Source organism: Sphingobium nicotianae, from assembly GCF_018603885.1.
Lineage (GTDB): Bacteria > Pseudomonadota > Alphaproteobacteria > Sphingomonadales > Sphingomonadaceae > Sphingobium > Sphingobium nicotianae.
The window spans coordinates 1-11874 of sequence record NZ_JAHGAW010000011.1 but is presented as its reverse complement, the minus strand read 5'-3'; the positions used below and the strand labels follow the sequence as shown (position 1 = coordinate 11874).

At 65.9% G+C, this 11874-nt stretch carries 14 protein-coding genes; all 14 read right to left on the bottom strand.

Going from position 1 to position 11874, the window contains the following annotated elements; all coding sequences use genetic code 11:
• Nucleotides 1-55: 55 nt before the first annotated feature.
• Entirely contained in the window at nt 56-1570 is a 1515-nt protein-coding gene (locus tag KK488_RS15955) for a hypothetical protein (RefSeq protein ID WP_214624704.1), read from the bottom strand.
• A 127-nt stretch (nt 1571-1697) separates the two neighbouring features.
• Complete coding sequence (locus tag KK488_RS15950; RefSeq protein WP_214624703.1) at nt 1698-1913, bottom strand: helix-turn-helix transcriptional regulator; 216 nt, start codon at nt 1911-1913, stop codon at nt 1698-1700.
• The gene (locus KK488_RS15945; RefSeq protein ID WP_214624702.1) at nt 1910-2128 is read right to left on the bottom strand and encodes a DUF2274 domain-containing protein; all 219 of its coding nucleotides are present in this window, start codon (nt 2126-2128) and stop codon (nt 1910-1912) included. Before KK488_RS15945 ends, KK488_RS15950 begins: the two co-directional genes overlap by 4 nt.
• Nucleotides 2129-3328 (bottom strand): TraB/TrbI/VirB10 family type IV secretion system protein, encoded by a 1200-nt coding sequence (locus KK488_RS15940; protein WP_214624701.1) that lies wholly within the window; start codon nt 3326-3328, stop codon nt 2129-2131. It abuts the gene before it with no gap.
• Nucleotides 3325-4269, bottom strand: a complete 945-nt coding sequence (gene trbG, locus KK488_RS15935; RefSeq protein WP_214624700.1) for a P-type conjugative transfer protein TrbG — start codon at nt 4267-4269, stop codon at nt 3325-3327. Before trbG ends, KK488_RS15940 begins: the two co-directional genes overlap by 4 nt.
• Nucleotides 4266-5072 (bottom strand): conjugal transfer protein TrbF, encoded by an 807-nt coding sequence (trbF, locus tag KK488_RS15930; protein ID WP_214624699.1) that lies wholly within the window; start codon nt 5070-5072, stop codon nt 4266-4268. Before trbF ends, trbG begins: the two co-directional genes overlap by 4 nt.
• The gene (gene trbL / locus KK488_RS15925) at nt 5072-6373 is read right to left on the bottom strand and encodes a P-type conjugative transfer protein TrbL (protein WP_214624698.1); all 1302 of its coding nucleotides are present in this window, start codon (nt 6371-6373) and stop codon (nt 5072-5074) included. The genes trbF and trbL overlap by 1 nt, the downstream gene beginning before the upstream one ends.
• Nucleotides 6374-6489: 116 nt before the next feature.
• On the bottom strand, nt 6490-7242 hold the full coding sequence (gene trbJ / locus KK488_RS15920) for a P-type conjugative transfer protein TrbJ (RefSeq protein ID WP_214624697.1): 753 nt from the start codon (nt 7240-7242) through the stop codon (nt 6490-6492).
• A gap of 24 nt (nt 7243-7266) precedes the next feature.
• Nucleotides 7267-9693, bottom strand: coding sequence for a conjugal transfer protein TrbE (gene trbE / locus KK488_RS15915; protein WP_214624696.1), 2427 nt, complete (start codon nt 9691-9693; stop codon nt 7267-7269).
• Nucleotides 9687-9950: a VirB3 family type IV secretion system protein gene (locus KK488_RS15910; RefSeq protein ID WP_214624695.1), complete on the bottom strand. Its 264-nt coding sequence runs from the start codon at nt 9948-9950 to the stop codon at nt 9687-9689. The genes trbE and KK488_RS15910 overlap by 7 nt, the downstream gene beginning before the upstream one ends.
• The gene (locus tag KK488_RS15905; RefSeq protein ID WP_214624694.1) at nt 9947-10282 is read right to left on the bottom strand and encodes a TrbC/VirB2 family type IV secretion system protein; all 336 of its coding nucleotides are present in this window, start codon (nt 10280-10282) and stop codon (nt 9947-9949) included. The genes KK488_RS15910 and KK488_RS15905 overlap by 4 nt, the downstream gene beginning before the upstream one ends.
• Nucleotides 10279-11271 (bottom strand): P-type conjugative transfer ATPase TrbB, encoded by a 993-nt coding sequence (trbB, locus tag KK488_RS15900; RefSeq protein WP_214624693.1) that lies wholly within the window; start codon nt 11269-11271, stop codon nt 10279-10281. The genes KK488_RS15905 and trbB overlap by 4 nt, the downstream gene beginning before the upstream one ends.
• On the bottom strand, nt 11268-11666 hold the full coding sequence (locus KK488_RS15895) for a ribbon-helix-helix protein, CopG family (RefSeq protein ID WP_214624692.1): 399 nt from the start codon (nt 11664-11666) through the stop codon (nt 11268-11270). Before KK488_RS15895 ends, trbB begins: the two co-directional genes overlap by 4 nt.
• A gap of 2 nt (nt 11667-11668) precedes the next feature.
• Nucleotides 11669-11874, bottom strand: a 206-nt coding sequence (locus KK488_RS15890) for a hypothetical protein (protein WP_214624691.1), incomplete at its 5' end; no start/stop codon positions are given.

Here is an 11874-nt window from a genome sequence, read left to right as displayed (position 1 = left end):
CTAGCTTCGGTTAGAGCGGAACTAGCGCCGCAAACAGACATAAGGCGGGCGTCGGCTAGCCGTTGTCCAAAGCGACCGGCACGACACGGATGTTCGCATCGACGGTTGAGAGAGCCCGAATGTCAGACTCGAGGCTGGCAAGTTCGTCGGATATGCCGACCAAAACAAGGATGGTCGGGACACCCAGGCGTTGCGCGCGACCGAGTTGAGAGAAGAAATCCCTGCGATGCCTTAACCGCACGAGTTCGATCACAACGCGTTGATCGGCACCGAATTGGGGAAATTGTAGGAGAATGTCCGCGCGGAGCGGACGACCGAACTCGCCGATGAGGGCTTCACGAGCGAGCGTAGCCGAAGAGAGTTGGTCGTCATTAGCCAGCCAATCCGCCAGCCATCGTGCCAAGCTGCTTTCGGTTTCAGCCGATCCTTCACGTGATTGGGGTCGCCATTCTGAGATGCGTTCGGAAATACGATCAATTGCGCCATGAGCGCTGAAGCCCGCGATCTTCTCTCCATTCTCCAAGTCGAGAAGGTCGACTTTCTCGACTTTGAAGAAGCGAGGGAGGACGTGGAGATCCAAAAGTCTGCGCATCGTTAAAAAACTGCGCTTCGAACTGCGCAGCCTGACGATTATGCTTCCTTCAAACACACCGAGCACCTCCGCATCGGGCACAAGGCTTCGCAAATCTTCAAGGAGTCGCTCCCGCTCACCTGCGGTCAAAGTTGCTCCCCCGAACCGAATCTCCCATGTCGCCATCGGCGCTAAGGGAGCAGCCGCGGCACGGTCGTGAAGAACCTCTGCTAACAGCAGCTGATCGAAATCCGAGAGGGGCTGGCGGTGGCCACGGCCGCCCCTTCGGATCGAGATTTTCCGATGAAGTTGGCGCAGTTCTGGTGACTCGCTTCGGCGCCGCGACAGCTCATCCCACAAATACTCGAGTCCATATCGGGTATCATACCGGCCGCCCGCTTCAACCTCTGGCACTAACTGAGCCGCTGCGCGGGCAAGCGACTTCGGAAGCGGATCTGGACCGTCAAACGGTGCCAAGCCGCCCGTGCTATTTGCGCTGATTGCCAGAAAGTGATTCCGGACGTCCTGAGCATATTCCAGTGCTTGGCGCGCCTCGTCCGGGATCGAACAGGTGCCAGCGGTCGGAATGCTGATCGACTCCTCCTCGCTTAGGAGGTCGAGAAACACGTTCTTGGTAAAAAAGTGTCGTGATCTGCTTTTGTGGATGTTCGCGAGGACTTCGAGCGACGTGATGGGAACCACGCTCACGCCAGGGTCCTCGCAGTTCGTCCGGTGTAGATGCGGCACCATGTGAAGTTCGAGCACTACCTTGTGCCCGCGCAACTTTTCGATTCTCTTCGCGCGCTCGGTCGCCTCAAGGTCCTGGTGAAACTTAACGACAATATCGAGATCGCTCATCTGGGCGTCGAACTGATCCCCATCCTGATAGATCGCGCTGCCGAAAAGGTAGATATCGCAAGGGATGGCCGCGCGAACCTCACGCGCCCAACGCGAACAGAGGTCGATCGCCGCACCTGCCTCTGGTGTCCATTCACCCAAATCATGCCCCCCTTTTGCCCGCCGGCAAAGACGTACAAGGCATCGCCGGCTAAGGAAATGGCGTTACCCCAATCGCTGCGAGATAGAAGGGGCATCGCCAACGATCCTCTCAACGCGCCGGGCGATTTCAAACTTTGCGCCGCTTCCCCTCGAAGCCGTCCTTCACGTCGTTGATCCAAGCGCGAACTTCCTGATCACTCCAGCGAGAAGCCAACGGCGTGACCTTGTATGGCGCGGGAAACTTCCCCTCTTGGATCAGCCGGTAGATCATCGACTTTCCCAGCCCGACCCGGCGCTTGACCTCGTCGAGCTTGAGGAAGCGATCGGGCTGATCGTCGCTCATTTTCCGCCGGCACGGCTTCGGACGAAGCCGCGATCGCTTTCAAGGAAGGCGCCGAGCATCGCCGGAATCAGCTCGGCGACCGGTTCGTCTCGGCCATAGGTCTTGGCGTAGAGGGCAGCGTAGTCAGTCAATGCCTGATGGAGGTCGGGCATCACCGAGACAGCGAGCTTGATCGGCGTGCGGTCCGGAAGCTGCGGCAACTTGATGTCGGCCATTCAATTGCTCCTGCCCGATGGTGGCGCAAGGATAAGATCCTTGTGAACAACCAATCGCACCGGGGCGCCCGGTCGAATGGTGATCGTCGGCTGGACCCCGAGATTGCGCTGGGTGATCTGATCGCCGGCCCGCGCCACATTGTCCTGCGTCGACATCCGGATCGCCTGAACAAGATCGCTCTGACCCGACAGAGCTAGCTCGGAACTGACGCCGAGCAGGGTCGAAAGGACGACGCCCTTGAGCAGCTGCCAAGTATGGAGGTCAACCTTGTCGGCGAGACCGGCGTACCCCGATGGATCGGCCGCCGGCACGTTGTCGATCCGCAGCGAGCTGCCGTCCGGCATGATGATGCGTTGCCAGATGATGAGCGCGCGCTTCTGCCCGAAGGCGACGACGCTGTCATAACTTCCGATCAGCCGGGCGCCTTGCGGTACGAGCAGAATGCGGCCGGTCGCGCTGTCGAAGGTGTTCTCCGTGACCTGGGCGGTCACCAGTCCCGGGAGATCGGATCGCAGCCCCGTGATCAGGCTGGCCGAAATCACGCTGCCGGCCGACAGTGTGTACGGCGACGGCAACGCGGCCAGCGCGTAGGGATTGATGTCCCCCGTCGCATCACGTTTGCCGACGAAGGCGGCCTTGCGTCCCTGCGCGTTCGGATCCCGATCCGGATCGAGCGCGACCTTGTCGGTATCGCTCGCCGGCGCGGGCGACGACCCGGCCGCAACGGGTTCAGTCGGCGTGGAGGCCTGCCGGTTCTGCACGAGCACGCCGGATTCCCGGGCGGCCTTGAGTTCGGCCAGGCGACGTTCGCGTTCCGCGGCCTCCGCCTGCTGCAGTTGCTGGCTGCCGGGGTCCACGCCGGTCGCCAACTGCTGCTGCCGTTCCAGGATCGGCTTGCCGAGGTCTCCGGGAAGCGGCGGGCCGAGCCGGGGCACGTCGCCATAGGTGGCAGGCGCGCCGTTCAGACCGTCGCTCATGGGCCGCACGTTCGGCTGTGAGAGTTCCTGCTGGTTTTCGCCGTGCTGGAACAGGCGCGGTTTCAGCGCCATCCACGTCACGGCGATCAGGCTGACCGAGCCGATGGCGGCGATCGCGATGATCAAACCGCGCTTGAACCGGATCGCGCGCGGTGGCCGGGCGCGGATCGCCAGCGTCTCGGGGTCGAGCTTCGCATTCTGCGGGAGTGCGGTCTGCGTCACGACGCCCTCCGTCGTGTGTCGGACCGACCGGCCCGGCTGATCCGCACGATGTCCTGGCGTTTCAGACCGAGGCGCAGCTCGGCCGTCACGAACAGGCGATCGACGACGTAATACCGACCTTGCACGCGATAATTGACGAGCTGAGCAGCGCCTTTCGCGTCGACGAGAAAGAGCGGCGGCGCTTCACCGGTTCCGAGATCTGACGGAAATTCGATGTAGGTCTGGCGGCCGTCGTCGAATGCACGAACGGGCCGCCATGTCGGACGGTCGCCCGAGATGACATAGTTGAAGTGGAGCTGGTCGACCGAAAGTCCGGTGGCAACCGGCTGCGCGGCGCGAGCGCGATCCGCAGCTGCCTTCAGCGCGATGAGCTGGTCCTGCGGATATGTCCAGGAGATCGCGACCATCGCCGAGCGTCCGACGCTGGTCAGCGCGAGATGATAGGTCCGGCGATCAGTGGTGATGATGATGTTCGTCGCAAGCCCGGGTGCGAACGGCTTGACGAGGACGTGCGTTCGCCGTGAATCGCCGGTCCCGCTGGTGGTGTCGCCGATGACCCATCGCACGGTGTCGCCCGCGGCGACCGCGCCCAGCACCTCGCCGGGCTGAAGCGTGATGTCGGTTACCTGTCCCGGAGCGGTGAGCACATGATAGACCGACCCGTCGCTGAACGGGTAGACCTGCACCGCATTGATGTAGCCGGCCGTCGCCGGCTCCAAGGTCGCAGCACGATTTGCAGCACGCACCCGCAGCTCCGCTGGCGAGGGTGGCAGGCGTCGACGCGGGGCCACAGGCGACGTGACGACGGGCATCGGCACTGCGGCGACCGGCGCCGCAACGGGCGGGATGGTGCCGGCCGATGATGGCGGCGGCGCTGGAACGGTCTGCGCTGCAGCGCTGCCGGCGCTGGCGAGCAGCGCGACAAGAAGGTGGAATCTCATTGACGGGTCTCCGCTTGGGGTTGCTGAGGCTGGGCCACGCTTGGATCGAGCGGCGATCCGAGCGGCAGGTTCGCTGTCGGCGCTGCTGCGGGGCGCGAGGGTGCCGGCGCTGTCGTTCCCGGCTCCAGCTCGCGGCTCCAGTCGACCGCGTCGACGTACAGACCGAGAGGATTGCGTCGGAGAGCATCCGCTGTCGGCGGCGACTTGAGCACGACCGTCAGGATTCCGGTCCAGTGCGTCGATCCGGCCTGCGCGCCGCGCTCGTAGGCGGTCTCGATCCATTTCACCTGAAAGGAGCGATCGGAGGCGCGGACCACGCTGGTGACCTGCACCGAGACTGTCCTCTCACCCACGCGACCGAACGGGTCTGCAGAGCGAGCATAGTCTCCGAGGAAGACGGCGCCTCGCTTGGTCGTGAAGTCATAGGCCGACAGCCAGTCCTGGCGCATCAGGACCGGATCGAGCGATACCGACCGGACGCTCGTCACGAACCGCCCGAGAAACCATGCGATCTGCGGATCGGTCGGATGGTAGACGGCATCGGCGGTCGACACGGCACGGGGTTCGCCCAGCTTGTCGACCTCTACGACATAGGGGACGACCCGGCTCTGAACCGACTGCCAGAGCAGGCCGCCCGAGAGGGCGGCGGTCAGGCCGAGGCATCCGAATGCCATCAGACGCCAGTTCCGGGCCTGCACGCGGGCGGAGCCGATCCGATCGTCCCAGAGCTGACCCGCTCGCTGGAATGGCGTTTCGGGTATGGGCGATCGCCCGTAGCGTTGCACGGCACGTTTGAAGATCATCAGTCGTCCCTTTCCTTGATGTCGGGGGTGGCACCGGCGCCGCCGCGGTCGCCTTGACCGATGGCGTGGATGGCAGCCTGGCGGTGGTGTCGAGCGGACGCCTGATCCTTCATTGCGCGCGCCCAGCCGGGCATGCTGCGGGCGTCATCGGCGGCGGCGCCGGCTGGCGCCTGCCGACCGACCATGGCGTTGAAGGCACCCTGCCGGCCGGATTCGGCGGCCTCGCCTAGACCGAGGGCGGCGGACATGCGCGAGCGGGCAGCACTGGAGGCGGCGGTGGCTACGCCCTTCATGCCGGCGCCGACGGACGCCGAGCCGCTCGCCTCCTGGCCCAGCTTGTAGGCCGTGCCTGCGGCAGACCCCATAGTAGTGCCCGCCCGGACGGCGCCCATGCCGGCCGCCGCCAGTCCGCGTGCGGCGCCTGCGGCGCCCGCCGCGCCCAGCACGATGACGCCCCCGGCGCCCAGAGCCGTGCCGAACGCCGCGCCGGCACCGAGCTGCGGCGCGCCCGATACCAGTCCCGAGGCGATCCCGGGGCCGAAGATGCCGAGGCCGAAGAGCGCAAGGCTGGCGAGCACTAGGCTCAGTGCCTGGCCAATATCGGGCTCCTGGCCCTGCAGGGCGGTGGTGAACTGGGAGAAATAGTTGGAGCCGATGCCGACGATCACGGCGAGCACCATGACCTTGATTCCGGAGCTGACGACGTGTCCGAGTACGCGCTCCGCCAGGAAGCTCGTCCGGTTCCAGAGCGCGAAGGGGACGAGGATGAACCCGGCAAGCGAGCTCAGCTTGAACTCGAGGATCGTCACGAACATCTGCACGGCCAGGATGAAGAAGGCGAGGATGACGAGCGCCCAGGCGATCAGCAGGACCATGATCGTGAGGAAATTGTCGAAGAAGCTGGTGAAGCCCATCATCTGCGAGGCCTGTTCGAGCAGCGGCCAGGCCGCGGAGAAGCCGGTTCCGGCGAGGCGACCGGGCTTGAGCAGGTCCGCCGCCGCCATCCCGCCCCCGCCGGCGGTCAGCCCGGCCTGGGCGAACGAGCGGAAGATGATGTCGGCGAGCGTCGAGAAGCTGTTCAGGATGAACGCGAAGGCGCCGATGTAGAGGATCTTGCGGATCAGGCGTCCGAGAACATTGTCCTCGCCGCCGAGCGCCCAGAACAGGCCGGCCAGCGTGATGTCGAGCGCGATCAACGTCCGACTGAGGAAGCTTACGTCGCCGCCGAGAAGGCCGAACCCACTGTCGATGTAGGTGATGAAGGCCTGCATGAACTGGTCGATGACGTTGAGGTCGTTCACGGTGGTGATGTCCTGACGAGATGGGGAGAAATGCCGCGGGGCGCGCCTGGGGGAGCTGCGACGCGCCCCGCGGCGACGTCGGCGGAGGGCGAGGTCCGTCGACGCCGTGCCGGCGCCTACTGGGGGGTGTAGGCGTTGCCGGAGCCGAGGAACTTCTTCGTCGCGCCCTGCGCGTCCGACTGGGCCTGCGCGCGGCTTGCCCGCTCGATCGCGTCGGCGCGGTACTGTGCCGCCATCAGCGTCTGGAGCTGGAACTGCTGCTTGGCGACGAGTGCGAGAAGCTGGTTCGTGGCCTGCTGCGCCTGAAGCGCGCCCTGCGCACCCTGGCTGCGCTGGACGATGCCGTTGAGCGTGCTCGCGTCTGCGGCGACGTTCTCGACCACCTGTGCCTCGACGGTCATGGTGTGCTTGTACGCATCCATCGACGCATCGAGCCGGGCGCGCGCATCGACGACATGCTGGTTGTTGCTGAGCGCCTGGTTGAAGCTCGTCGGGAACATCGACCGGAATTGCTGGTCGAGGCCGGCCACGCGGAACTGGATCGCCTGCGCCTGGCCCATCAGCTGGTCGATCTGCTGGATCGTCTGCGTGATCGCCCGGAGCTCGGGGAAAGTGATCGTCGTCAGGTTCCTGGCCTGATTGATCAGGCTCTGCGCCTGGTTCTGCAGCATCTGGATCTGGTTGTTGATCTGCTGGAGCGTGTGCGCGGCCGTCAGGATGTTCTGGCTGTAATTGCTGGGATCGAACACGGTGAACTGCGCCCGTGCCGGAGTCGTGGTCGTGATGACGCCCATCATGAGCGCGCCAGCGGCACCGATCGCAAGCGCGCCGGTCATCAGGTATTTCTTGAAGGGCCGTTTCTTCGTCATAGGGCTTCTCCTTGGGCTGGAGGATCAGGGAGCGGGAAAGGCGGCGATCAGCTCGGCGGCCCAGCCGAGATCGCAGTCGGCCAGGAAGTGGGCGGCGAAAGCGTCTGCGCCATGTTCGGCGAGAATGGCCTCGATCCGGCGCTGGCTGGCGGGATCGGAGGCACCGCAGAGCGCGAGGCCGATCGGCCCGAGGCCAAGCTCGAACAGCCGGTTTCCCCGCGCGGATTGCAGGTAATAGTGGCGCTTGGGCGTGGCCCGACTGATCAGTTCGATCTGGCGGTCATTGAGGCCGAACCGGGCATAGGCCTCGCGGCTCTGTGGTTCGATCGCTCGGTCATTCGGCAACAGGATGCGGTGCGGGCAGCTTTCGATGACAGCGGGCGCGATGCTACTGCCCGCGACGTCCGCCAGGCTTTGCGTCGCGAACAGCACTGCGACGTTCTTCTTGCGGAGTGTCTTGAGCCATTCGCGGATGCGTGCGGCGAACAGCGGATGGTCGAGGAAGATCCAGGCCTCGTCGAGGATCAGCAATGTCGGCCGGCCGTCGAACCGCTCCTCGAGCCGATGGAACAGATAGGTCAGGACCGGTGCGACGACGCTCGACTGGCCGAGCAGCGCCTCGGTTTCGAAGCACTGGACATCGGCGAGGGCGAGTCCGCTTTCGCTTGCGTCGAGCAGCCGGCCGTGCGGACCGTCCAACGTGTACGGCTGGATCGCGGTGCGGAGCGCGTTCGACTGGAGCAGCAGCGCCAGCCCCGTCATCGTCCGTTCGGCGGACGGTGCCGACGCCAGGCTGCCGAGCGCCGACCATACCGCATCCTTCACTTCGGGCGTGACGGCGAGCCTTTCGGCATCAAGCAGCGCCGCGATCCACTCCGCCGCCCAGCTCCGTTCCGTCGCGTCGTCGATCCGTACGAGCGGCTGGAACGCGAGCGCTGCGTCCGATCCGGTGTCGGCGCCGAGCGCATGGTGAGCGCCGCCCAAGGCCAGCACGGCCGCGCGGGCTGAAAGGCCCTTGTCGAAAATGTAGACCTGCGCGTCGGGGTAGCGGCGGAACTGCAGCGCGATCAGCGCCAGCAGCACCGACTTGCCCGCACCAGTCGGCCCCACGACCATCATGTGGCCGACGTCGCCGACATGGGTGGAAAGCCGGAACGGGGTCGAGCCTCCGGTCTGAGCGACCAGCAATGGCGGCCCTTCGAGATGCTCGTTGGCGACGGGCCCCGCCCAGACCGCTGACAGCGGCATGAGGTGGGCGAGATTGAGGGTGTGGACGATCGGCTGGCGCACATTGGCATAGACCTGGCCGGGTATCGACGACAGCCACGCCTCGACCGCATTCACACCTTCGCGGATCGTGGTGAAGCCGAGCCCGCCGATGATCCGTTCGACCTGCCGAATCTTGGCTTCGACGCCCGCGCGGTCCTCGTCACTGACGGTGATGGTCGTCGTCAGGTAGCCGAAGGCGACATGGTCGCCGCCGAGCGCCTGGAGCGCCAGGTCGGCATCCGTCACCTTGTTATCTGCGTCGCTGTCGAGCAGCTGGGCCGGCTGGTTGTACAGCACCTCGCGCAGCAGCGCGGTGATAGACTTGCGCTTGTTGAACCACTGCCGCCGCAACTTCGTCAGCAGCTTGGTCGCGTCGGTCTTGTCGAGAGCGATGAAGCGCGTGACCCAGCGATAGGCGAAATCGGCCTCGTTGAGCGCGTCGAGGATTCCGGGACGGCTGACGTTCGGAAACCCGACGACGGTGAGCGTGCGCAGGTGCCGAGACCCGAGCATCGGCTCGAGGCCGCCGACGAGCGGCGTGTCCGCCAGCAGCGCATCGAGGTACATCGGCGTCTCCGGCACCGCTACCGGATGATGCCGGCTCGAAACCGCGTCATGGAGGTAGGTCAGCGTCTCGGCCGACGAGAGCGCTCGAACCTCGGGCATGAAGGCGGCGAACAGGTCGAGCGCGCGGTCCGTCTCCGCGATGAAGGTGCCGAGTGTGCCGCGCCAGTCGCGGCCTTCCGCGGCATCAGGCCGATCGACAAGAGACCGGCCGGCGGCATCCGCGCCATCGGCGGCGGGCAGCCAGACGAGCGTCAGATGGTAGCGGCTCTCAAAATGAACGCCTTCCGCCTCGAACCGCGCGCGCCGCTCCTCGTCAACGAGCCAAGATGCCGGATCAGGAAAATTGCCCGCCGGATAGCCGAGTGCCTCGCGGCGTTCGGCATCGAAGAACAGCGCCCAGCCCGTGCCAAAGCGCTTGAGGACATTGTTCGCCCGCGCGCAGGCCGACACCAGTTCGGCTTCGGTCGCGCTCTCGAGATCGGGACCGCGGAAGGCGAGCGTCCGCTGGAAGCTGCCATCCTTGTTGAGGATGACGCCTTTCGCCACCAGCGCGGCCCAGGGCAGATGGTCGGCCAGGCGATCGGCGGCGTGGCGATATTCGCGCAAGGCTAGCATGCGAGATAGCCCTTCTGTCTGAGATGGCGGATGAGGACGGGCGCGAACGACGGGTCGCGGCGGGTCGCGAAGACCGCGATGCTGTGCCCGACCGCCCAGACGACGATGCCGGCGATCCATTGCTGGAGGCCGAGACCGATCGCGGCGGCCAGCGTACCGTTGACGATCGCGAGACCGCGCGGAGCGCCGCCGAGGAGGATCGGCGCTCCGAGGCTCCCGTGAATGGGAACCTCAAAGCCTTCGACATGCTCGCTCACGCGATCAGCGCTCCGCCGCCGAAGCTGAAGAAGCTGAGGAAGAAGCTCGACGCCGCGAACGCGATCGACAGGCCGAAGATGATCTGGATGAGGCGCCGGAAGCCGCCGGCCGTCTCGCCGAACGCGAGGGTCAGGCCGGTGACGATGATGATGATCACCGCGACGATCTTGGCGACCGGTCCCTGCACGGAATCGAGCACCTGCTGGAGCGGCTGCTCCCACGGCATGCCGGTGCCGGCGGCGTGCGCCTTGCTGGCGATCACGAGGCCGAGGCCGAACATGGCGCCGGCAATGAACGTGGTGCGGCGGTCGGGAATCCTGACGATATTCATTGTCGTTCTCCTGGGGGCTTGGGGAGTGGAGAGGTGTCGGCGAGCGCATAGGCGCCGTGCGCATCGAGCCCGGTCACGCTTGCGATCGTCTCGATCCGGCGGGAGGTGCCGCGGCCGGCGATGAACACGATGATGTCGATGGCTTCGGCAATCAGCTGCCGCGGCACGGTGACCACCGCTTCCTGCACCAGCTGCTCGATGCGATAGAGCGCGGCGACCGCGCTGTTGGCGTGAACGGTGGCAATCCCGCCCGGGTGGCCCGTGTTCCAGGCCTTGAGCATGTCGAGCGCTTCCGGGCCGCGGACTTCGCCGACGATGATCCGGTCAGGGCGCAGTCGCATCGTCGAGCGGACCAGGTCGGTCATCGACACGACACCGGGACGTGTCCGCAGCGCGACGGTATCGGGCAGCGGGCACTGCAGTTCGCGCGTGTCCTCGATGAGGATCACGCGTGCATCGACCCAGGCCATCTCGGCCAGGAGCGCATTGGCGAGCGTCGTCTTGCCAGAACTGGTCCCGCCCGCGACGAGGATGTTGGAGCGCTGGGTGACAGCTGCCCGCAGCGCATCCGCGATCGCTTCCGACGCGATCCCGTCGGCGACATAATCGTCGAGCGTGTAGAGCCGCTCGGCCGGCTTGCGAATCGAGAAGCAAGGAGCCGTCGAGACCGGCGGGAGCACGCCTTCGAAGCGCTCGCCGGCGCGACCTTCGGCGTGTGGCGGCAGCTCCGCCGATACGATCGGCGAGCCGTCATGGACCTCCGCCCGCGCATGGCTGGCGACGAGCCGGATGATCCGTTCGACCTGTTCCCGATCAAGACGGACGCCGGTGTCCGTCCGGCCCTCGCCAAGGCGGTCCAGCCTCAGCGCGCCGTCCGGATTGACCATGATCTCGACGACCTGCGCATCTGCCAGGGCCAGGGCGATATCGGGGCCCATCGCCGTGCGCAGCATGACACGGCGGCGATCCCGGGCGAGGGCGCCGCTCATCGATCCTGCTCCGCGCCGAGCGTGCGCCGACCGGCGGCGACCTGGCGGCCGACCTGGGCGACGAACGCTTCAAACCGCTTGGCGCCGAGTGCACGACCGGCGTGATCGTTTTCCGCAAGCGGCGTCTGGATGGCGAGCTCGAAGCGAATGAACAGCGCCAGCGTTTCGAGAATGACATCTCCGTCGCGCTCAATCCGCCCCAAGGCCTTCGACATGCGATCGAGCCGCAACCCGAAGCGTTCGTCGAGCTCGGAGGTACCGCGACGATCGAGCCAAGCCCTCAAGGCATCGGCGAGAATGGCCGACTTCGACGCTCCTGGTTTCGCCGCAAGCGCCTCGAGGCTGTCGCTGAGGGGCTTGGGGAGGAATAGCTGGTGGCGGACCTTCTCGACCATGGTCAGAAGTCCAGCTGCAGGTCGTCGGGACGCGACGACGCGGAATCGATGGCGTAGACGGCGCGCGTGGCGGCGAGCGACCGGGCCTGGTCCATCGCGCGCTTGTCGGTGGCAGCATCGGTGTCGTCGTCGCCGAGACCGAGGACATCGGCCGGACCCACGTCCTGCTGTACGGGCGCCTCAAGTTCGTGCGCGGGATGCCGAACCT

Excerpts from the sequence above, each read along its gene's own strand:
- KK488_RS15950 (WP_214624703.1), bottom strand. The coding sequence starts at position 1,913 with ATGAGCGACGATCAGCCCGATCGCTTCCTCAAGCTCGACGAGGTCAAG.
- KK488_RS15945 (WP_214624702.1), bottom strand. The coding sequence starts at position 2,128 with ATGGCCGACATCAAGTTGCCGCAGCTTCCGGACCGCACGCCGATCAAG.
- trbG (WP_214624700.1), bottom strand. The coding sequence starts at position 4,269 with ATGAGATTCCACCTTCTTGTCGCGCTGCTCGCCAGCGCCGGCAGCGCT.
- trbF (WP_214624699.1), bottom strand. The coding sequence starts at position 5,072 with ATGATCTTCAAACGTGCCGTGCAACGCTACGGGCGATCGCCCATACCC.
- trbJ (WP_214624697.1), bottom strand. The coding sequence starts at position 7,242 with ATGACGAAGAAACGGCCCTTCAAGAAATACCTGATGACCGGCGCGCTT.
- trbE (WP_214624696.1), bottom strand. The coding sequence starts at position 9,693 with ATGCTAGCCTTGCGCGAATATCGCCACGCCGCCGATCGCCTGGCCGAC.
- KK488_RS15905 (WP_214624694.1), bottom strand. The coding sequence starts at position 10,282 with ATGAATATCGTCAGGATTCCCGACCGCCGCACCACGTTCATTGCCGGC.
- trbB (WP_214624693.1), bottom strand. The coding sequence starts at position 11,271 with ATGAGCGGCGCCCTCGCCCGGGATCGCCGCCGTGTCATGCTGCGCACG.
- KK488_RS15895 (WP_214624692.1), bottom strand. The coding sequence starts at position 11,666 with ATGGTCGAGAAGGTCCGCCACCAGCTATTCCTCCCCAAGCCCCTCAGC.